The organism is Saccharopolyspora pogona, assembly GCF_014697215.1.
GTDB lineage: Bacteria > Actinomycetota > Actinomycetes > Mycobacteriales > Pseudonocardiaceae > Saccharopolyspora > Saccharopolyspora hattusasensis.
In genome coordinates this window covers 3,843,168-3,863,700 of the sequence record NZ_CP031142.1, presented here as the reverse complement: position 1 = coordinate 3,863,700, position 20,533 = coordinate 3,843,168, and the positions used below count along the sequence as shown (strand labels likewise).

Sequence of the window (20,533 nt, the reverse complement as noted above, 5' to 3'; positions counted from 1 at the left end):
GCCTGTTTCATATGTCAGAGCCATTCGTTGATCCCGCGAGGATCACTGTGGCCTCGTAACGAACTGCCAACTTGTCGTATCGGGTAGCGACGGCACGATTGCGCTTGAGCCTGTTGATGCCGCACTCCACCGCGTGGCGTTGCTTGTAGATCTCCTTGTCGAACGCCGGTCGGCGACCACCGCGCGAACCGCGGTTCTTGCGATGGCGGATCTGGTCGGCCTTCTCCGGGATGGTGCACCGAATGCCACGTCGCCGCAGGTAGGCACGGTTGGCGCGGGAACCGTACGCCTTGTTCGCCAACACCCGATCCGGACGAGTCCGTGCCCGGCCCCGACCGGCACGGGGCACCCTGATCCGCTCCAGGACCGTCTGGAACTGCGGCGAGTCGCCCCGCTGACCGGCAGTGACCACAACCGACAACGGCTTCTGGCCTTGCTCGGTGGACAGGTGCAGCTTCGTGGTCAACCCGCCCCGCGACCGGCCGATCCCGTGATCGTCCGGCTCGACGTCGACCCCGCCCGGGGATTCACGCTGGTCAGCCCCTTTTTACGCGCGCCAGCGGCGTGCTGGTGTGCGCGGGCGACGGTGGAGTCCACGCTGACATCCCAGGTGATCAGCCCCTCGGCGTCGGCCCGGGCCTGCAACCGCGTCAGGATCCGTTTCCAGGTCCCATCCCGCTGCCAGCGACGGAACAGGCCATACACGGTCTGCCACGGGCCGTACCGGTCGGGCAGGTCGCGCCACTGGACGCCGGTGCGCACCCGGAATCGAATCCCGTTGATGAGCTGTCGTTTCGGGTGCTTGGGCGGGCGTCCTGACTTCTTGCCCCGGGGTAGCAGCGGTTCGAGCTTCGCCCACTGCTCGTTCGTCAGATCGCCACGTCCCACACGGAGATCATCTCAAACCCAGATCAACTTCTGAAACAGACCCTAGCCGGAGGCCTCGGTGTTATCGGCGCCCTGGTGATCTGGGTAGGCGTCCGTCAGCGCCACTACCTCCGGCCCGAAGAAGCCGCCTGATCCCCGGACGCGCGAAGCCGGGCCACTACCCCAAGGGACGCCCCAATGAAGATCACGTCGTACGACACCGGCATCTACAAAGTACCGCTGACCGAGAGCTGGGGATCTTCGAACTATTCCCTCTCGTCGTTGGAGTTCGTGATCGTATGGCTGGAAACCGACGACCACAGGACGGGGACCGGCTGGACGTTCAGCGTCGGTAACGGAGGGAGTGCGTTCAAGAACCTCATCGACCATTACCTGGCGCCCAAAGTTCTCGGCGGGGATCCGCTCGAAGTCGAGCGCTTGTGGAACACCATGTGGCGGATACCGGGTCTCGCTGCGTGGCTATGGCAGCGGCGTGAACCTGCACCTCGGCACCGACGAACTGCTCGCCCAGATGGAGACATTCCTTTCCCAGGGCTACCGGTCGGTCAAGATGAAGATCGGTCGTGATGACCCGCACGAAGACCTCGAACGCCTGCTGGCCGTGCGCAAGCTCGTCGGCCCCGGCATCGACATCTTGGTGGACGCCAACCAGAAGTGGTACCCACCCGATGTCGTCCGGCGAATGGAGCTTCTCCGGCAGGCAAACCTCTTCTGGCTCGAGGAACCCACCCTTAGTGGTCGCCGCCGGAAGTTTTTCGGGGGTTGACGGCCTGTGGGTCTTGTGCGGGTCAGATGTCGGGTGTTGTGAGGTAGAGACCGGCTGCGCAATCGAGGGCTTCTTCCGGGCTGCCTACGGGGAGGCCGCTGGGCAGGATCTGGTCTTCGTACTTCCCGGAACTGGCCAGGTACAGCGCGAAGCCCCATTGGCTGGCCGAGCCTGTGTACCTCAGTCGTATCAGCGGCCAGACCTCGCCGTCTGTCAGTTCGCCCTCGACGTAGGCGAACTGGCCGCGGTAGCGAAACCGCAGGTCGGCCACCCGGGGCCAGTGGGTTCTTGCATGAGCACGCAGCCGTTGACGCAACGAGATCTTGGTCGATTCCGGCGGGGTAGGCATGATGGTGATGCTGCCAGACCAGCAGGCCGACGCGAACCGTGATCATCGTATGGCAGGGTGCGCGAACCCTGGTTGTCGATCATGGATTGGGGTCGCCCCCGTCATGCCTGGCATGTCTGCCACCCCGGTGATTCTCACCGCAGCTCAGCGGCGTGTGTTGAAACGACGCGCCTACGGTCACAAGACACCGCATCGGGACAAGGTCCGCGCCCAGATCGTGTTGCTGGCCGGGCGTGGCTACGCCAACAACCGCATCGCCGCTCGGGTGGGCGTGCACCTGGACACGGTGCGCTGCTGGCGGGACCGGTTCGCCGCCGACGGCGTGGACGGGCTCCGGGATAAGAAGCGCAGTGGCCGGCCACCGCGCTTCACCCCCGTGCAGGTCGCCGAGCTCAAGGCTCTGGCCTGCCAGCTACCGGCCGAGACCGCAACGCCGCTGTCCCGGTGGTCGTGCCCGGAACTCGCCCGTGAAGCCGTGACCCGTGGCGTGGTCACAGCGATCTCCCCCTCGACCGTACGTCGCTGGCTGGCCGCTGACGCGCTCAAACCCTGGCAGTATCGGTCCTGGATCTCCGTGCGCGACCCGCACTTCGCCACTCGGGCCGCCCGGGTGCTGGACCTCTACACCGGCATATGGGACGGCGAACCGTTGACCGGCAACGAGTTCGTGATCTCTTCTGACGAGAAGACCTCGATCCAGGCCCGCTGCCGCTGCCATCCCACGCTCCCGCCGGGCAAGGCCCGAATGATGCGCGTCGAGCACGAGTACACCCGGGGCGGAGCGCTTGCCTACCTGGCCGCCTACGACGTGCACCACGCCCGGGTGTTCGGCCGTTGCGAGCCCGCCACCGGCATCGTCCCGTTCATGGCGCTAGTCGAGCAGGTCATGACCACCCAGCCCTACGCCTCGGCCAAGCGGGTGTTCTGGGTCGTGGACAACGGCTCCTCCCACCGCGGCCAAGCCGCGATCGACCGATTGGCCAAACGATTCCCCAACGCGGTCATGGTGCACACCCCGACTCACGCCTCCTGGCTGAACCAGATCGAGGTCTTCTTCTCGATCGTGCAACGCAAAGTCGTGTCTCCCAACGACTTCACCGACCTAGCCGAAGTTGAGCAACGCCTGCTGTCTTTCCAGAACCGCTACAACGCCACCGCCACGCCGTTCCGCTGGAAGTTCACCACCAACGACCTGCATGACCTGCTCGCCCGCATCGACACCCACGACACCCACGACACCGCCGACACCGCCGACACCGCCGACCACACACCCGATACCACCCCGAAGGCCGCATGATCAAGACCCGAAGCACTTACGGGCGAGACCACTTAGCGACGACATCGACGGCCATGTCTGGATCAGGCAGCAGACCGCCCTGCCGATCGCCATGGGCGAAAGCCTTTACACCAAGTACCAGTTCGCCCAGTGGATCACCCGCGGAGCGTGCGACTACATCCAGCCGGACGTACCGCGTCGGCGGGATCACCGGGTTCATGAAGATCGTCAAAATGGCCGAAAGTCACAACGTCCCGGTTGCTCCCCATTTCGGGCTGGAGCTCGTCGCCCATCTGGGCTGTGCCGCACCGAACATCGTGACCTTCGAAGGATTGCGCGGCGCCGGACTGTCCGAGATGGGCATCCTTGCGGAACCGATCATCGTCAGAAACGGCACTGTGCGGCCATCCACCACTCCCGGCCATGGCGTCCGGTTCGACATCAACGCGCTCGGCCGGTGCGCCATGACTGAAGACGACCTGCGCAACCAACGCGTCACTACCCGTATCGACCACACTGATCAGCCGTGAGATGGCTCGGGGCAAGGGATTCTCGAAGTTCAAAGTGGAACAGCGTGTCCCGAAGCCTGTTTCGCGCGGTGGCCTGGACGAGCTGGACAGCCAGATATCCCTCGACAGAGGTGTCGCCGCCAGATGTTCGGCTCGAGGTCGGTGGCCGGGGCGCGCACCAGCTTGCCCGCACCGCAGACCACGGGATCGATTCGGCCGAAGACCGGGCCACGAGTCCGGCAGCCTGCAGCACCGCCGTCTCGTTGGCGACGTCGCAGTAGACACCGAGGTGGCCGCCGTCGACCGGAAACCCCGCGTCGAGCTCCTTCGCTCGGTGTTCCGCGCCGTCGCCGTTCACGTCCAGAACGGCTATCCGCCAGCCGCTGCGGGCAATAGCCGAGGCGTGGGTTCCGGTGATGGGCGGTGTTGGTTAAGGCGATCGACATTGGTCGAGGCGATCGACGCGGGCCACAGAATCCGACGCGCGAACGCGGACCCACGACGGGCGATGTCGCTGCAGGGCTGGGGCCGAGATCAGACCGGATGGACAGTGCGACGCAATCCGCGGTCAGCCTTCTGGCCAGCACGAAGCCGCACGATCGGACCGCGACGTGGTGGTAGCATGACTCAGAGTTATGAGGACTACCGATTCTCGTGCGGATCGTCTTCCGCATGAGGTGACGAGTTTCGTCGGGCGGCGCGCAGCGATGGCCGAGGTGAGGCGCGCGCTGTCGGAGTCGCGGCTGGTGACTTTGACCGGCGTCGGTGGCGTCGGCAAGTCACGGTTGGCGTTGCATCTGGGGCACCAGTTGCGGCGGGCGTTCCGGGACGGTGTCTGGCTGGTTGAGTTGGCCAGCCTGCAAGATCCTTCGCTGGTGCCGCAGGCGGTAGCCGCCGCGCTGGGGCTGCGCGATCAGTCGGCCCACGCATGTGAGGCCGGTTTGGTCGATTATTTGTCGGCCAAGCAGTTGCTGGTGGTGCTCGACAACTGTGAGCATGTGCTGTCCGCCTGTAGCACATTGATGAGCACGCTGCTGGCCGCTGCTCCGGCGTTTCGGGTGCTGGCGACCAGCCGGGAACCGCTGAACATCAGCGGCGAGTCCGTCTGGCAGGTCCAGCCGTTGTCACTGCCGGCGATGGACATGTCGACGCCACCGGGGCTGCTGTTGGAGAGGCCCTCTTGCCAGTTCGAGGCGCTGGCGTTGTTCGAGGATCGGGTGGCGTCAGCGGCGCCGGGATTCACCGTGAACGCCGAGAACAAGGAACTGGTGGCTCGCCTTTGCCATCGACTGGACGGCGTTCCGCTGGCCATCGAGCTAGCCGCGGTTCGGCTTCGGGTGCTGTCGCTCGAAGAGGTCCTGGGACGGTTGGATGACCGGTTCCGGTTGTTGACCGCCGGTCACCGCTCGTCGCTGCCCCGACAACAGTCCCTGCGCGCCGCGGTGGAGTGGAGTTTCGATCTGTGCACCGAGCAGGAGCGCGTCCTGTGGGCGCGCTGTTCGGTGTTCGCCGCGGACTTCGACCTGGATGCGGTCGAGCACGTCTGCTCTGGGGATGAGCTGAGCGAGCAGGACGTGCTGATTGCTTTGGCCGGGCTGGTGGACAAATCCGTTCTCACCCACAGCGAGAAGGGCGGTGTCGGGAGCTATCGGATGTTGGAGACGATCCGCCAGTACGGCCGAGAGCGGCTCGCCGAGGCCGGCGCGGAGGCGACGCTGCGCCACCGGCATCGGGACTACTTCCTTGGCATGGCGGAACGGGCGGACTCGGAGTCCTGCGGGCCACGGCAGTCTTACTGGGGTGAGCAGTTGCGCGCCAAGCACCCCGATTTCTGGGCGGCGTTGAGCTACTGCCTGACGACTCCGGGCGAGGCTTGGACGGGGGTGCGTCTGTGCACGGCGCTGTGGTTCTACTGGATTGGGGATGGCTTCGTCCAGGACGGCCGCTACTGGTTGGACCGGGCGCTGGCCCTGGACACCGAGCCGAGCCGTGAGCGCGCCCGCGCACTGTGGCTCAACGGGTGGATCGCGCACTTTCAAGGTGACTACTCGGGTAGCGTTGCGATGTATACCCAATGCCGTGAGCTGGCGGAGCGGCTTGGCGACGAGAACATGGCGACGCTCGCGATCCAGTTCCTCGGTGACTCGGAGATGTGGGAGAAGAATCTGCACGGTGGGACTGCGCTGCTGGACGAAGCGCTGGCCCGCCACCGCGCGGCGCAACAGTGGACCGCCCCAGCGTTGATCATATTCCCCTTGCGCGCTCAGGTCGCCGGTCTGCAGGGCGACACAGAACTTATGATGGCGCTGCTGGACGAATGCCGGGCCATTGTTGCTTCCCTCGGTGAGAGCTGGGCGCTGTCGTGGTGTGAGTGGAACGTCGGGGTGGGCTGGTGGGCGGCGGGCAACCCGAAAAACGCCGCCGTGCACCTGCGGGCGGCCCTGCGCCGGAAGACGCAGCTCAACGACCAGATGGGCATTCCGTGTTGCGTCGAGGTGCTGTCCTGGGTCGCTTCGGCGGACAAGGACTGGAAACAGGCGGCCATGCTCTGCGGTGCCGTGGACGTGATGTGGGAACGGATTGGCCGGCCGCTGTTCGGCTCCCCGACGCTGTTGGAATGGAAGCAGCAGGTTGCGGACCGGGTTCGGGACGCGCTCGGCGATCAGGCGTTCCAGGCCGCACAGCAGGAGGGAGCGCGGCTGACCCAGCGAGCGGTCATTACCTACGCGCTCGGTGAGAAGAAGCAGCCGGACACCGCCACGGCAGCGCGGCACCGCGCGGATCACGTGCTGACCAGGCGGGAACGGCAGGTCGCCGCCCTGGTTGCCCAAGGCATGTCCAACAAGGAGATCGCGGTCGAGCTGGTGATCGCCCAGCGCACCGTCGACTCGCACGTCGAGCACATCCTCGCCAAGCTGGGCTTCCACTCGCGTGCCCAGATCGCTACCTGGATCATCGAAGCGCGTGCGGAAACGTCCGGGGAAAGAGCACGAACCCTTCGGAACAGCGACTGAACCTGGCGTCCTTCCCGCGGTCAATCTTGTGTCGTCGGCAGGTCGAGGAAGGCGCGCAGCGTCGCGGGTGGCGCGGGATCACGGCGCCATCTCATGCCCGGGCACCAGCGGAAACCGGACGCCCGGAAACGCGGCGTCGACGAAGAACGAGTCGCTGTGGCAAACCCCGCAGGCGTCGACGGCAATCCGCGCGTGCCCGGGACCCGGACGCGGTATCTCGCGCTCGACGATCTCAAACGGCCCGCCGGCGGTGGCAACCTGCGCGACGCGATAGGTGCTCATCTGGATCTCTCCCGGATACTGCCACGGACGTTTCCCAGGGCCACCAGCAGAACAGCTGCTTACCCATCGTGCACGACGACCAGAGCGGATGAGGGCGAGTCGTGACGCTGGGAATGGGCACCCACGCGCCATTGCCGAGCAACGACACCACCACAGACAACCAAAAGAACGAAAATCGGTGATCATGCTTGCCCGCGCAGCGTGGTCCAGATTCGCGGCGAGCTTCCCCCGGAACTGATCACTATCGTCCCCGGCGCCAAGTTCCACCGAACCCGACGAACAGCGCCTGAGTAAGCGGTATTGACGCCCCATGATGTCTCGGCGCGAGTGCAGTGAAGGGGGCGAGCGTCTTCTCGGATCTGTCGGGCTTCAACAGGAGCCGACCGTGCCGTCGGTCCACTCGTCCAGGCGCGTTCCGACGTGGCCGGGGAAGTCCTCAAGGGCGTTCAGGCGCCGATTGATTTCCGCCTGGACGACGAGCACTTCGCGGCGGTGTCGCTGCACGAGGTCCCAGCACTGCTGTTCGAGCGCGTTGCTGCTGTTCGAACACGTGACCGAGAAGGAGGGCCTCGTCTTCTTCGTGCCCTTCGCAGCCGGGGCTCTGCTGATCTCGTTTGGCTCTGATTACAGCCTCTTCAGCGTCGGCTATGTCCGGGCCGAGGCTCGCAAGCGACCGCTGCGCGAAGCACTAACGGTGGCTGTCCCCAGCTCCGGCCGCGTGATCATCGCCGCAGGACTTGCTCTGGCAGCCAGTTTCGGGTTCGTCGCCCTGGTGCCTCTCGCACAGTTCCGCGAACTGGCGTTCGCGCTGGGCGTCGGCATCTTGCTGGACGCATTCATCGTCCGCTCCTACCTGGTGCCGGCGCTGATCGCGCTCCAGGACGAGAATCGGCGCGACGGCAGTTCAGGCACCCATCCGGGCGCTTAGCGCCGTACCCAGGGGCAGCCGGAACCGCGGGCGTCGGTGTCACGGCTGCACAGTCTCGTGGCCGCCGCCATCTGTGCTGTCGATGAGATTACCGGGAACCTGAATGTCGCCACCGAGGTGGCGCACCTGCTGGCGCTCAACCACGGCCTCGGCACGAGCATCCTGATCGGCCAACGCACCGTGGCGGAGGCAAGGCCGGTGTTGCGCTCCTACCTCGACCGGATCTTCGCCGGGTTACAGTCGCCATCGGGAACGCGATCCTGAGCTGGGACGGGTCGGCTTCGCGCGGGGGTGATGCTGCCCGAGTTGGGGGCGCCGTTACCCGCACCTGTGCGTGTTGCCGGGATGGCCTGGGCTTCGCTCGTCGGACCCGGACCCGGACCCGGACCCGGACCCGGACCCGGACCCGGACCCGGGGCCGCGGTCGCGGCGCCCGGCTGGCAAGCCGGACGCCGCAACCGCGCACGCCAGGCCAGCGAGGTGACCGCTCGGCCGAAGTGCCGGGTGAAGAACCGGACCGCGCTGTCGGCCTCGCGCCCGAGCGGCGCGGCGTGAGTGGGACCTGCGGCCCCTGGTGGCGGGCAAGTGTGCGCCAAACAAGCTCTTGGTCAGCTACTAGCATCAAGAGCGAATCGAATCCCCTACTTTCCGTCACACAGCGTCGCGTCGCGCCTGTCCATTTCTCGAAACGCAAATGCCTCAAAGTGGAGCTCGGTCGCGTGTCACCGCCTCTGCTCGCAAATGCTTTTCGTCGACAGGAATCCGACGCTGAGCGGCCGCCAGGTCAGTGGACGATCTCGGTCTTGCAGGTCCCGTGTAGCCTGCAGTGACGCCGAGTGTGGTAGCTGCGGTTCCCCCGCTTCCTCATGGCAGGCACGTAAATGGTGAAAAGGCTCTTTGCCATCTTGATCTCCCCGATCTATCCTCGGAGCGCAAGAACCGTTCCCCGGATTTCCTTCCAAATCTAAGGTACGACCCGACTACAGCCGGTGATAGGGGTCAAGTGCTTTCTTCGCGCGCTCCGGCAGCGCCCGCAGCGCAGCTGCCCGACCGCGGCAGTGCGGGATGATTGGCCGCGGGTGAGTGTGATGTCTGGACAGGACGGCGTGTGCCGGGGTGGACGTCGGAGGCACGTTCACCGATGTCGTCGTGCACGCCCCCGGTCACCGGTCGAAGGCCGTGAAGGTGCCCACCACGCCGGCGAACCAGGCCGAAGGGGTGCAGCGCGGCGTCGCCGAGGGCCTGCCCCGGCGGCGTGCTGCGGCTGCTCCCGCACGGCAGCACCACGGCCACCAACGCCGTGCTGAAGCGCAAGATCGCGCGCACCGCCTTCGTCACCATCGACGGTTTCACCGACGTCCTGCAGATCGCCCGGCAGAACCGCCCCGCTCTCTACGACCTGTCCGCGACCAAGCTCGAACCACTCGCGCGTCGGACAGCGGTTCTACGGAACTCGCGCGAGCCTTTTGCGCGTCGCCCGCGTGAACATTACGGCACCCAGCACGAGGAGGGTGCCTTCGACGACGAGACTCAGCACCCCCAGTGGTTCGAGCCAGTTCCCGATGTCGTCGCTGTAATAAGGCAAGCCCGGTCCCCGTGAAAGGGTATAACCGGCCAGCGGCCCCGCGGCGACTCCTAGGGACAAAAGCCAGCCGATTTTTTCCATGCCACTGATGAGCAGTAACGCGACAACTATCCCGGCGCCTTCCAGGATGTAGTAGAGGATGCCCACATATGCGGGTTCTTTGTCGCCGGGAAATCCGCCTTGATCAAGCACATGGATCACCGATATGGCTACGCAGAGTGCCGCTCCGCACCATCTGGCCACAACATCACCGGTCATAACTTGATGGTGGCCACGGTTTCCGAGTCTGAGAAGAGGAAAAATGCTCTGCGCTTGAGGTGTTGACGTCCTAACTCGACATGGTAGAGGCCGTTGGTTCGATCCCAGTATCACGCACCAGTGTTTCCGTAGGTCGGTGGCATTGTCCTGCACTGTGCGGTCGCGATCAGCGCGCAGATGGAGTGGAGTGGCGATGACGTTCTGGGAAGGGCAAGCCGCATTGCTCGGTGACAACTCTCGCCTGCAGGAACCACGTCCAGTTGGTAAGTGATCAGCGCCAGGCGGGGGCGGCCGATTCGGTCGAACAGGTCCTCCGGAAGGGATGCCTGATTCCTTGGGGTAGCTGCGTGCTGCCTCTACCCGGTTTCGGACCGTGATCTGCGTGCTGATGATCGCGACGGGTTTGCCTGCCTGGAGATCAGCCACCCGGAACAGCATCCTTGGACGTCGTGGCGGCTGTCGACGTACGTTCCCAGCACGACGGTGCCGTGCTGGGAACTGGGTGCAGCACCCGCGCTCCACCACCCGGCGACGCCGGGGGACTTGGGCATGCTAAGCCGCCGCCCGGACCTGGCAACACCGGTCCGTTCGGTACGATGACATCCAGTGGTGCGAGAGGTCGTCCGCGACCCGGACATCCGCGAGGTGCGTGATTGAGGGCCGCGCGTCGCGCTGTGCACTCTTGACGAATCGTTCCGGTGGCCAAGGATCACCGGCTTTGACTGCCGTCGCCGATGGGGTCAGTCGGGTGTCCGTGTTCTCTGAGGGCGGAATCAAGTGATCATGGCGACACATGGCTCGCGAGTAGATCGTTGAAACTTCGATTGGCTTACGCCACTTCAACGAGCGTTATTCTGGCGATTTGATCACCTAAAAATAAGACAACGACCCCGACCTAGTACGGCAGCAGCCATTTGGGTTATGACCTGCGGGGACATGTGACTGGGGGGCCTGTGGCGATGGGGAGCAGCCGCCTGTTGATCATGTGTTTGTGAAGACAACAGGATCGCAGGCGGCTGCGGCGCCCAGGATAGGTGCTCGGCTGGCTGAGCGGAAGCTGGGTGAGTTGCTGGAGGGGCTGCGCTGGTGTTTCCGGCGGATTGAGCCGTTCGTGCAGGCCCGTAAGTATGTGCGGGCGGTGATGAGCGAGATGCCGAAGCGGAACGGGTGGACGGTTGCTCAGCATGTCGGGGACCGGACCCCGGACCGGACGCAGCGGCTGCTGAACCGGGCGTGCTGGGATGAGGGTGCGGCAATGACCGAGATCCGGCGGTTCGCGGTGTCCGGGCTGGAGGAGGCAGCCCGCAAGGGCGGGCGGCGGCGCGGGAAGCTCGTGATCGGGGCACTGGATGAGACCGGGCAGCAGAAGAAAGGCGAGTCCACCGCGGGCGTCAAACGCCAGCATATGGGCTGCGCGGGCCGGGTGGAGAACGGGATCAACACGGTGCACCTGTCCTATGTGCGCGAAGGCACCGGGCACGCGTTGATCGGGTTCCGGCAGTGGATTCCCGGCGAGCACATCACAGACCCGGTGCGGTCGCGGCACATGGGGCTACCGGCAGACCTGACCTTCCGCACCAAAGGACAGCTGGCCATCGACATCTGCACCACGGCGGCCTCGGACGGGATACGGCCCGATTTCTACTGCGGCGACGAGGTTTACGGCAACTGCACCGAGTTGCGGGAGCACTTCGAGGCCGGCCAGCAAGCCTATGTGCTGCGGGTCCAGAAGAACTTCTGGATCACCCTGCCCAGCGGCCTCGTGCTCTCCTGCGCCCAAGCCACCAAGACCTTTCTGCAGGGACTGAAACACAAGCGGCGGTGGGAAATCCGCTCGGCCGGCAAGGGCTCCAAAGGCGACCGGTGGTACGCGTGGGCCTGGATCAGCACCGCCTCGCCCCGGCACTACCTGCTCATCCGCAAGCATCTGCGCACCGGCGAACTGGCCTTCCACTACTGCTTCGTGCCCGAAGGACAACTGCTCACCAAAGCGAGGCTGATCCGCGCCGCCGGACTCCGCTGGCCCGTCGAGGAAGGATTCGAGTTCGGCAAGGACTACTTCGGCCTGGACCAGTCCCAGGCCAGGCTCTACACCGCGATCGCCCGGCACACCGTGCTCGTCTGCGCCGCCCTCGCTGTCTGCGCCGTCACCGCCGCATTGCTGCGCGACCGCACCGACAGCCAAGCCCCCGAACCAGCACACCCGGACCAGCCCCCACCCACCGACCCCGGCCTGATCCCGCTCACCATCCCCGAGATCAAGCACCTGATCGCCAACACCACACCCCAGCCACCCGAACACAAAACCCACTGGGTGAACTGGCGTCGCAAACACCAAGCACGATCACGCTGGTTCCACAAACGCACCAGACTCGCCCGCAACATCGACATCACCCAGGTCAGCTAGCGAATGGCTGCTGCCGTACTAGTAAGATCGTTTTCCTCCTGCAGAACACGACTTACAGGTGGGGCCGTTGCGTTCCGGATCGCAGGGTGCCACCGCGTTCCGTACCGTCTTGCCATCCATGGCCACACCGACCAGTTCGTGATCATCGTCAGCACCCGCTTCGGCGGCGCTCTGCGCCAGCGCGGCGACCACGGCGTAATCCCGGACCTGCTCCCGCATCCACCGGCATACCTGTTCATCGGCGGCGTCAGCGTCGATATCGTGTGCCACCCGACGGATCGTGGGCTCGCTGGGCGCGACATGACGCCCGGTCAGCGGATGCCGACGGCATCCGGCCAACGCCAGCAACTCCTGCGGCAGGTCCGCGGCGTGATCTCCCGCTTCCCGGAAGTTGCGAGCCCCGGCCAGCGCTGCGAACACGGTCACCGTCAGCACCGAACCGATCCGGTGCCGCACCCCGCGCGGTTTGCGCGGATCAGGTACCCGGCCCAGCATCTCGACCAGCCTGCCCACCGCGGCAACATCGACATCCCAAGACGCACCGAGCTCACCAGCAATCGGCGAGCACGAATCCTGGACATGCGACACTGACACTGGTGGTGTCCTGTTTGGACGATGATCAAGGTGTGGTAACCCGCATCATCGCAGGCAGGAGGCCACCACTCACGTCCAGACACACCGCGCAGCACCGAGCGCTCAGGATTTCACGCCAAGATCACAAACTTTGACGTTCCCCTGACCGGTCCACCCCCACCACCAGCACAAACAGGATGAAAAAACCCATCGAAATCGTCGAGGTCGTTGCCGGGGGCCGGACTGTCAGTCCTGTGCTCCGTCGATCGTGTCGCGCGTCCGGCGCCAGTGCGCGTAGAGCTCCGCGTAGTGCGCCGAGCGGGCGGCATCGGGTTCGATCTCGCGCATCCTGCCGAGGAGACATGATCGCAGGGCGTCCGGATCCGTGGCTTCGCCGGAACCGGAGAAGGCGAGCGCTGCGGCGCCGAGCAGGGTCACGTCCGGCTCCGACGAGACCAGGAGCGGGCGTGCGAGAGCGTCGGCCCGTAGCTGCGCCACATGCGCGCTGCGGGCAGAGCCCCCGGCAAGAGCGACCCGAAGCCGCCCGGATGGGTCGAGCAGATCGAGACCTTCCCGGACCGTGAACGTCGCGGCTTCTTGGGCAGCTCGGAGTAGATGTGCTGCTTCGTGCTCGGGCCGTTGTCCGAGTACCGCGCCGCGCGACCCGGGACGCCAATGCGGAAAGCGCGAACCCGTCATGGTCGGTATCACGGTGAGTCCGTTGGCGCCTGGTGGGATCTCGGCGAGCCGTACGTCCTCGACCGAGCCCACGAGGGAGCGCCACCGTGCGACCGCACCACCGGTGAGTCCGGTCGCTCCGCCGGCGACGAAGCGCCCAGGCAGCACCGAAGGGTTGAGCACCGCGCCCTCGGGTGCCTCCGCGTCGCGCGGGAGCAGGCGACCGACGACGTCGGTCGTGCCCGCGACATCGGCGATGAGCTCCTGGTCCGTACCCAGGAGCAGACCGATGCCGACGGAACCGTCCGGGCCGCCCGCCACGACGGGCAGTCCCGTCGGCAGGCCAGTCGCCGTGGCTGCCCCGGCGGTCAGCTCACCCACCACGGATACCGGTTCCACCTGCGGCGGGAACAGCGACGGCTCCAGCCCGAGTTGCTTCAGGGCGGTAACGTTCCACGACCGTCGGCGTACGTCGGAGGCCAACGTGTAGGCGGCATTGACGGTGTCGGTGGCGAGCCGTCCGGTCAGTCGCGCCACCAGGTAGTCCTTGGGTGAGAGCACGGTGCCGACGCGTGCGACATGCACCGGGTCGAGGCCGAGCAGGTAGGCGAGCGCCCCTCCGGTCAAAGCCGGACGGCCTGCGGCACGCAGGATTTGCTGTGCGGTCGACTGGTCGATGGTGGTGAGCTGCTGATTGCCCCGGGAGTCGGCCCAACCACCGCCGAGGTCGACGGGTTCGACATCGGCGGAGACCGGGACCGTTCCGATGTGCGCGGCGATCGCCAGCGCGGACGGGGCCGGGTGGTCCGCGAGCCCGGCGAGCGCGGCCAGCACCTCCTTGTGCAGCGACTCCGCTTTGAAGGTCTCGCCGCCCAGGCTCGACGCCCGCGGGAGGTGGCTGGCGGAGGCTATGTGCCCGTCGGCGTGCACAAGAGCGGCGCGAACGGCAGAGGTGCCGACATCGACGGCGATGACGTGGGCGCTCACTCGGCATCGATCCGGAGCAGCACGGGGAACTCCGGCAGAGTCCAGCTCGTAGTGAACTCGACGATCTCACCGGCCGCACCGTAAGTCGTGCGGCGGGCTTCGAGCACGGCCCTGCCCTGCTCGGTACCGAGCAGGGCGGCCTGCTCCAGGGTGAGCAGGGCCCCCGTCATGGATTGGTCGGCATATCGCAGCTGGACACCGAAGCGCTCGTTCAGCGTTCGGTAAAGGGAGCCGGCGAGCAAGGTCTCGCGGCACAGCGACGGTGCTACGGCGTAGGGCACCCAGGCATCTTGCAGGGCGGCGGGGGTGTTGTCGATCAACCGCACTCGGGTGATGCGGTTGACCACATCGCCCTCGGCGATGCCGAAGACGTTGGCCACCTCGGCAGTCGCCCGCGCCGTCTCGGCACGCACGATCCGGCTCGACACCTTCCCGGAGGTGCCCGCGATCTCGTCGGCGAAGGAACGCAGCCGGTTGAGCCGACGCCCGCGTTTCGCGGTCTCGCTGACGAAGGTGCCGCTGCCCTGTTTGCGTACGACGAAGTTCTCGGAGTCCAGCAGATCGAGCGCCTGGCGCACGGTCATCCGACTGACCCCGTACTGCCTGGCGAGATCGTTCTCGCCAGGCAGCTGCGCTGCCGGGGCCAGCGCGCCGGCCTGGATCTGCGAGACGATGTCGTCGTAGATGATCCGATACCTGGGTGCGCGCACCATGATCAGATCGCTCCTGCTTGGTGTAGCCGGATCAGGTCCTCGTCGGACATCCCCAGGATCGCTCGGTACACGTGCTCGTTGTCCTCGCCCACCCGCGGAGGTGCTTTGCGGATGGTGGGCGGGGTCTTTTCCATCTTGATCGGGTTGCCGGGCATGCGGATGGTTCCGAGTTCCGGATGTTCGGACTCGACGATCATGTCACGCGCGGCGATCTGCGGTGACTTCGCTACCTCGGCGACGGAGGCGACCTTGGCGTTCGGCACGCCCGCCTCGTCGAGCGTGTGCGCGATCTCGTCCGTCGTACGGGTGGCCGCCCACGCGCCGATCTCGCCCTCCAGGAATTCCTGGTGCTCCATCCTGCCCTTCACGGTGGCGAAGTGCGGGTCCTCGGCAAGGTCCGGCCGCTTCATGACCGCACAGAGCTTGGGGAACAGCGATGCCGTTCCCGCCTGGATGTAGATCGGGCCGTCCGCGGCCTCATACACGTTGACCGGTGCCGTAAGCAGGTCGCGCGATCCGCTCCGCGGCATGTCCAGGTCGAGCATGAGCTGGGAGATGAGGCGGATGCCGAGGGCGGAGAACATCGTGTCGAACGACGCGACGTCCACGAGTTGACCTTCGCCCGTGCGTTCGCGGTGCAGGATCGCCAGCAGGGCACCGATCGCTGCCTGGTAAGCCGTGGTGTAGTCGGCGATGTAGGTGCCGCTCAGAGTCGGCTTCCCGTCGGGCTCACCGGTCATGCTCATGAGCCCGGACGACGCTTGGGAGATGGCGTCGAAGAGGGCGCGACGCGAGTCCGGTCCCGTCTGGCCGAAGCCGGAGACCGACACGAGGACGATGTCGGGGTTGAGCTCCTTCATGCGCTCGTAGCCAATGCCCATTTTCTCGATGGTGCCCGGGCGGTAGTTCTCCACCACGACATCTGCCCACTCGATGAGCCTTTCGAGGATGCCCAGGGCTTCGGGGTGACGAGTGTCCAGGCTCGCGTCGTACTTGTTCCGGTGGTACAGGAACATGTAGATGCTCTCGTCCTCGTGGTACGGCCCGTGGTGACGGGAGTCTTCCCCACTGGGACGCTCGACCTTCACGACCTCGGCTCCGAAGTCGGCCAGGATCTGCGTGCACAGCGGCCCCGCGATGAACCGTGAGAGGTCCAGGACCTTCACTCCGGTGAGCGGCCCCGTTGTCGCTTCCGGCATCCTCGTCATCCCTCCTTCGTTCGCTGCGCGACGAACGACGGGAAGGTCCACGCGTTGACGGTGCGGTCGATCCGCACGTCCAGGACCACCGGCTCGCCCGCGGCGAAGGCGTCCGCGACGCGTCGGCGCAACTCAGGCAGACTGTTGATCATCTCGCCGTCGACTCCCATCGCACGGGCCGCCATGCCGAAGTCGACGGGTCCGAAGTCGACGCCGATCGTACGGCCGTTGAAGTGCAGCTCCTGTTCCTGCCGGATGTTGCCGTAGCTGGAGTCGTTGAGGACAACGATGCAAACGTTGCCGCCGACGCGTGCGAGCGTCTCGATCTCGCCGAGGCTCATGCCGAGCGAACCGTCTCCGATCATGGCGAGAACGGGGCGCCGAGGATCGATCAGTGACGCCGCGATCGCCGAGGGGAGTGCGAACCCCATGTTGCCGAAGCCGACCGGCTTGATGTAGGTGTTCGGCTGCGTGATCTCCCAGAGGAACGACCACACACCGGGGTTTCCGGCGTCCGGGATCAGCAGGGTCTCTGCCGGCGAGACCTCGCGGAGGGTGCGCACGATGTCGGCCGGTGAGAGGTCTCCCTCGGCCTCGGTGTCCGAGACCTCTGAGCCCTGCCACCACACGGTGCGCGCCTTTTGCAACGACGCGATCCACTCCGCGCGCCCCTGCCTGGCAGCCTCGGCGCGCTCGCCGATGGCCGCGACGAGGTCACGGGCGAACGAGCCGAGATCGCTCACCACCCCCTGGGTGACCTCGGAGTAGTAGCGGCCGATCATGGTCGGGTCGACGTCGACCTGGATGACCTCGGGCAGCTTGCGCTTCCACCGTCCCGTCGACACGGCGTTCAGGCTGTTGCCGAGGGCGAGCACGACGTCGGCATCGGCGAGGACCTCGCCGGACAGCGCGGTGCCCATCCGACTGACAGCGCCGAACACGAGCGGATGGGTCGTCGGAACCGAGCCGATGCCGTTGAAGGTCGTGACGACGGGGATGCCGAGGGCGTCGGCGAGGGCCAGCACATCATCACTGGCGCGTGCGCGGTTGCCGCCGTTGCCCAGCCAGATGACCGGCCGATCGGCACTCAGCACGCGCTCGGCGACACGGGCGAGGGCGACCGGGTTGGCGGAGGGGCGCTCGCTGACCCAATCCCGGCTCGGGTGCAGCTCGGGAACGGTGGGCGGGTTGAGGACTTCGCCCTCGATGGTGTCGCGGGCGAAGTCGAGGTGCACCGGGCCGGGGTTGCCGGTGAGCGCGTTGACGTAGGCCTCTTCCATGGCCTGCTTGATCGACGAGGCGTGGGCCACGAGTCGGGAGTACTTGACGAGCGGTTTCATGAGCTCGACGTGGTCGGCGTTCTGCGCGTCGTCCTTGTGGATGTTCTCGCCGTTGTTGTTGCACGTGAGAACGAAGCCGGGGCTGGAGTCGCGGTAGGCGCCGCCGACACCGGTGAGGAGGTTGGTCGCGCCGGGGCCGGTGGTCGAGATGCAGGCGGCTGGCTTGCCGGTGAGTCGTCCGTAGGCGTCCATCATCACGGCGGCCGCGTTCTCGTGCCGGGTGTGAATGACCTCGATACCGGGGGTGTCGATGATCGCGTCGATGATGGCGAGGGTCTGGCCGCCGACGACGCCGAAGACGTACTCGACGCCGAAGGAGCGCAGCATTTCAACGACGAGCTGGCCGCCGGTCTTGGGGGTGCTCATTTAGCGGATCGGCTTTCTGTGTCGGTGCGGTCGGTCAGGACGCGGGTACGGTCGCGCTGGCCCAGCCGGCCGTCATGAGACGGTCGTCCGAGTCGCGGCGTACCCAGATCTCCAGGTCGACGTGGTGACCGCCGTCGACGGGGGTGACGGCGGTCACGACGCCGGTCGAGGTGAACTGCTCGAAGACGTCGAGCGGAGCGAGGAACTTGACTCGCATCCACCCTGAGGTGAGGAAGGTCGGTCCACATCGGAGGGTGAGCAACTGGGCCAGGACGCCGAACTGCTGCTGGCCTTGCACGATCGGCACTCGCAGGCCGCCGGCGCGGGCCACGTCGATGTCGTTGTGGATGTTGCGGACGTACTCGCCGATGCGGCTGAAAACCGCTGCTTGCTCGGCGGTGATCGTTTTGCGCAGCGGAGCGAGCACGTCGCCGATCCGCACGTCGGCGTCCACGGTCTCGATGACCCGCGCGTTGTCGTCGACTTCGCCGGTGACCCGACGGCTCGGCGTCGCCGAGCCGCGCCCGCCGATCGCGCCGGGGGTGGTCTTGAGGATCTCGACGCCGCGGTGGCGGACGATGCTGCGGCCGCCCTCGCCGGTCGCCTGAGCCTCCATCACGACGTAGCCCTCGCCGCGGCGTTCGTAGGCTTCCGTGTAGGTGCCGGTGAGCGTGACGATCTCGTCCAGCAGCGCCGGGCCGTCGAACCACATCTGCTCTTCGGTGTGGTAGCCGACGACCTTGCTGGCGGCGTAGACGAGCGTGAAGAGCTGGACGAGGTCATTGCCCAGCAACGCCGCGTGACCGATTCGTCGCCCGTCGAAAGGGCTTTCGTGCAGGTGCCAGGGCGAGTAATCGTCATGGGTGAAGGCGAAACGCTTGATCTTGTGATCGTCCACGACGACTTGTGCGGTGCCGAGCTTTTCGGGGATGTCGAGGTTCTCGAACTCCGGCTCCTTGAGCCCTGCCTCCAGGTCCGCGGTCTTCAGGGCTCGACGTGGATCGGTCAGGTCCCGCCACGGGCTTTCGGACGGGTCTGTCATCGGGCTTCCTCGCTCTCCTCGCCGATGCGCGTCATGTCGGCCTTGTTGGTCTCGGGGGCCATGAAGGCGCAGGCCAAGCCGATCAGCGTGGCGATCGCCGTGATGAGGGCGATGGGCCACGGATCTCCGTCCGTGGCCGCCAGCAGTGCAGTCGAGGCGAGCGGCCACAGTCCGATCAGAATGCTCGGGATCTGTGCGGCCAACGAGATACCGGTGTAACGGACCTTCGTGCCGAACAACTCCGCGAAGAACGCCGGTTCTACACCGTAGAGCGCGCCTACTCCGATCGCGTAGGCAACGGCGTAGATCACGTACATCAGCAGGATGGAGTCGGAGTCCAGGATCCAGAAGAACGGGAACGCGACAACCGTTCCCACCACTGAGCCGATGATGAAGACCGCGCGCCGGCCGATCCGGTCGGACAGCTTGCCGAAGTAGTAGTAGGTGTAGATCGCCAGCGCAGCCGCGATCGTGCCGGCGATGAGCACGTCCGTGCGCGGGATCTCGGTGTAGTTCGTCGCGAACGTGAGGCCGATCGTGAGGATGATGTAGCCGAAGACCGCCTCACCGAACCGCATGCCCATCGCGAGCAGCAGCGGCCTCTTGAAATTCCTGAACAGTTCGGCGATCGGCATCTTCTCTTTGGCTCTGGCGTCGGCGCTTTGTTTCTCCAGCCGTTCCTGTGCGGCCTGGAAGGCCGGTGTCTCGGTGAGCTGGAAACGGATGAACAGCCCGACCGCGATGAGCACGGCGCTGAGCAGGAATGGGACGCGCCAGCCCCACGAAAGCAGCGCATTGTCGGGCAGCAGTGAGACGAGCGCGAAGATGCTCGTGGAGAAGACCAGCCCCACTGCGTTGCCGATCTGTGGGAAGCTGCCGTATGCGCCGCGTTTGTTCTCAGGCGCGTATTCGACCGCGACCAGCGAGGCGCCGCCCCACTCCCCGCCAACGCCGAAACCTTGCACGAGCCGGAGCACGACGAGCAGCGTGGGGGCCCAGATCCCGATGTCTTTGGTCGTGGGTAGCAGGCCGATGAGGAAAGTCGAGATTCCCATCAGCATGAGGGTGGTGATGAGCGCGGCCTTCCGGCCGAACTTGTCGCCGAAGTGGCCGAAGACGATGCCGCCCACCGGGCGGGCGACGAAGCCGACGCCGAAGACCGCGAAGGCCGAGAGCGTTCCGATGATCGGATCTTCGGCGTTGGGGAAGAACAACTTGCCGAACAGCAGCGCGGAGGCGGTGCCGAAGATGAAGTAGTCGTACCACTCGACCGCGGTACCGACGAGGCTGGCGACGGCGGCCCGCTGGGCCAGCTTGGTACGTTCCCGCTCGGTCGCGGGCGGCGCGGTGGAGGAAGATTCTGCCACGATGAC

Annotated in this window: 19 protein-coding genes and 2 pseudogenes; 11 read left to right on the top strand and 10 right to left on the bottom strand. The window is 66.0% G+C overall.

Translation table 11 applies throughout. The features are described from left to right. Positions 1 to 7: 7 nt before the first annotated feature. Positions 8 to 888, bottom strand: a protein-coding gene (locus DL519_RS17280) for an IS5 family transposase (protein ID WP_190816296.1) whose coding sequence is annotated in 2 segments (ribosomal slippage) — positions 8 to 541 and positions 544 to 888 — 879 coding nt in all. Because the reading frame shifts where the segments join, the coding sequence is not laid out codon by codon here. 177 nt (positions 889 to 1,065) lie between these two features. Between DL519_RS17280 and DL519_RS50100 the strand changes: the two genes are divergently transcribed. Together DL519_RS50100 and DL519_RS17270 are read left to right on the top strand one after the other, a co-directional pair. Then, positions 1,066 to 1,455, top strand: coding sequence for a hypothetical protein (locus tag DL519_RS50100; RefSeq protein WP_190816294.1), 390 nt, complete (start codon positions 1,066 to 1,068; stop codon positions 1,453 to 1,455). Further along, positions 1,361 to 1,654, top strand: coding sequence for an enolase C-terminal domain-like protein (locus DL519_RS17270; RefSeq protein WP_223839147.1), 294 nt, complete (start codon positions 1,361 to 1,363; stop codon positions 1,652 to 1,654). The genes DL519_RS50100 and DL519_RS17270 overlap by 95 nt, the downstream gene beginning before the upstream one ends. 22 nt (positions 1,655 to 1,676) lie before the next feature. On the opposite strand, the gene DL519_RS17265 is transcribed toward DL519_RS17270, so the two are convergent. Then, positions 1,677 to 2,003 carry a hypothetical protein gene (locus DL519_RS17265; protein ID WP_190813758.1) on the bottom strand — a complete coding sequence of 109 codons (327 nt, stop codon included), beginning with the start codon at positions 2,001 to 2,003 and terminating at the stop codon, positions 1,677 to 1,679. Between the two features lie 103 nt (positions 2,004 to 2,106). On the opposite strand from DL519_RS17265, the gene DL519_RS17260 reads away from it, so the two are divergent. The 4 genes and pseudogenes from DL519_RS17260 to DL519_RS17250 all read left to right on the top strand — a co-directional run bounded on the left by DL519_RS17260 (position 2,107) and on the right by DL519_RS17250 (position 6,802). Further along, entirely contained in the window at positions 2,107 to 3,300 is a 1,194-nt protein-coding gene (locus DL519_RS17260) for an IS630 family transposase (protein WP_223838985.1), read from the top strand. Next, positions 3,200 to 3,466 (top strand): annotated as a pseudogene (locus DL519_RS50095) (enolase C-terminal domain-like protein); the annotation flags it as partial. The gene DL519_RS17260 and the pseudogene DL519_RS50095, both read left to right, overlap by 101 nt. Positions 3,467 to 3,497: 31 nt before the next feature. Further along, positions 3,498 to 3,809 carry an enolase C-terminal domain-like protein gene (locus tag DL519_RS50090; RefSeq protein ID WP_190816289.1) on the top strand — a complete coding sequence of 104 codons (312 nt, stop codon included), beginning with the start codon at positions 3,498 to 3,500 and terminating at the stop codon, positions 3,807 to 3,809. Positions 3,810 to 4,495: 686 nt separating this feature from the next. Continuing rightward, positions 4,496 to 6,802, top strand: coding sequence for an ATP-binding protein (locus DL519_RS17250; protein WP_190824031.1), 2,307 nt, complete (start codon positions 4,496 to 4,498; stop codon positions 6,800 to 6,802). Positions 6,803 to 6,880: 78 nt separating this feature from the next. On the opposite strand, the gene DL519_RS17245 is transcribed toward DL519_RS17250, so the two are convergent. Beyond that, complete coding sequence (locus DL519_RS17245; protein ID WP_223839145.1) at positions 6,881 to 7,084, bottom strand: alcohol dehydrogenase catalytic domain-containing protein; 204 nt, start codon at positions 7,082 to 7,084, stop codon at positions 6,881 to 6,883. Between the two features lie 532 nt (positions 7,085 to 7,616). On the opposite strand from DL519_RS17245, the gene DL519_RS46665 reads away from it, so the two are divergent. The 5 genes and pseudogenes from DL519_RS46665 (at position 7,617) to DL519_RS17220 (ending at position 12,262) form a co-directional block, all read left to right on the top strand. Beyond that, positions 7,617 to 8,012 carry an MMPL family transporter gene (locus DL519_RS46665; RefSeq protein ID WP_223839144.1) on the top strand — a complete coding sequence of 132 codons (396 nt, stop codon included), beginning with the start codon at positions 7,617 to 7,619 and terminating at the stop codon, positions 8,010 to 8,012. Between the two features lie 57 nt (positions 8,013 to 8,069). After that, positions 8,070 to 8,276, top strand: a complete 207-nt coding sequence (locus tag DL519_RS17235) for a hypothetical protein (RefSeq protein ID WP_190816285.1) — start codon at positions 8,070 to 8,072, stop codon at positions 8,274 to 8,276. Between the two features lie 852 nt (positions 8,277 to 9,128). Then, positions 9,129 to 9,251 (top strand): annotated as a pseudogene (locus DL519_RS50085) (hydantoinase/oxoprolinase N-terminal domain-containing protein); the annotation flags it as partial. A 16-nt stretch (positions 9,252 to 9,267) separates the two neighbouring features. Then, complete coding sequence (locus tag DL519_RS46660) at positions 9,268 to 9,612, top strand: hydantoinase/oxoprolinase N-terminal domain-containing protein (protein ID WP_263399662.1); 345 nt, start codon at positions 9,268 to 9,270, stop codon at positions 9,610 to 9,612. Between the two features lie 1,300 nt (positions 9,613 to 10,912). Beyond that, a complete protein-coding gene (locus DL519_RS17220; protein ID WP_449619141.1) occupies positions 10,913 to 12,262 on the top strand; it encodes an IS701 family transposase in 1,350 nt (449 codons plus the stop codon). Positions 12,263 to 12,280: 18 nt separating this feature from the next. Here DL519_RS17220 and DL519_RS17215 read toward each other — a convergent pair whose 3' ends face one another. From DL519_RS17215 to DL519_RS17185, 7 genes are all read right to left on the bottom strand, one after another. Further along, positions 12,281 to 12,856 carry a transposase family protein gene (locus DL519_RS17215; RefSeq protein ID WP_190816281.1) on the bottom strand — a complete coding sequence of 192 codons (576 nt, stop codon included), beginning with the start codon at positions 12,854 to 12,856 and terminating at the stop codon, positions 12,281 to 12,283. A 225-nt stretch (positions 12,857 to 13,081) separates the two neighbouring features. Then, the gene (locus DL519_RS17210) at positions 13,082 to 14,500 is read right to left on the bottom strand and encodes a xylulokinase (protein WP_190816280.1); all 1,419 of its coding nucleotides are present in this window, start codon (positions 14,498 to 14,500) and stop codon (positions 13,082 to 13,084) included. Then, positions 14,497 to 15,213 (bottom strand): GntR family transcriptional regulator, encoded by a 717-nt coding sequence (locus DL519_RS17205; protein WP_223839143.1) that lies wholly within the window; start codon positions 15,211 to 15,213, stop codon positions 14,497 to 14,499. The genes DL519_RS17210 and DL519_RS17205 overlap by 4 nt, the downstream gene beginning before the upstream one ends. Before the next feature lie 2 nt (positions 15,214 to 15,215). Further along, entirely contained in the window at positions 15,216 to 16,412 is a 1,197-nt protein-coding gene (locus DL519_RS17200) for a CaiB/BaiF CoA transferase family protein (RefSeq protein ID WP_190816278.1), read from the bottom strand. A gap of 5 nt (positions 16,413 to 16,417) precedes the next feature. Continuing rightward, positions 16,418 to 18,118, bottom strand: coding sequence for a thiamine pyrophosphate-binding protein (locus DL519_RS17195; protein WP_190816276.1), 1,701 nt, complete (start codon positions 18,116 to 18,118; stop codon positions 16,418 to 16,420). A 34-nt stretch (positions 18,119 to 18,152) separates the two neighbouring features. Further along, entirely contained in the window at positions 18,153 to 19,160 is a 1,008-nt protein-coding gene (locus DL519_RS17190) for a MaoC family dehydratase (protein ID WP_190816274.1), read from the bottom strand. Next, positions 19,157 to 20,527, bottom strand: a complete 1,371-nt coding sequence (locus DL519_RS17185) for an MFS transporter (protein WP_190816272.1) — start codon at positions 20,525 to 20,527, stop codon at positions 19,157 to 19,159. The genes DL519_RS17190 and DL519_RS17185 overlap by 4 nt, the downstream gene beginning before the upstream one ends. Positions 20,528 to 20,533 lie beyond the last annotated feature (6 nt).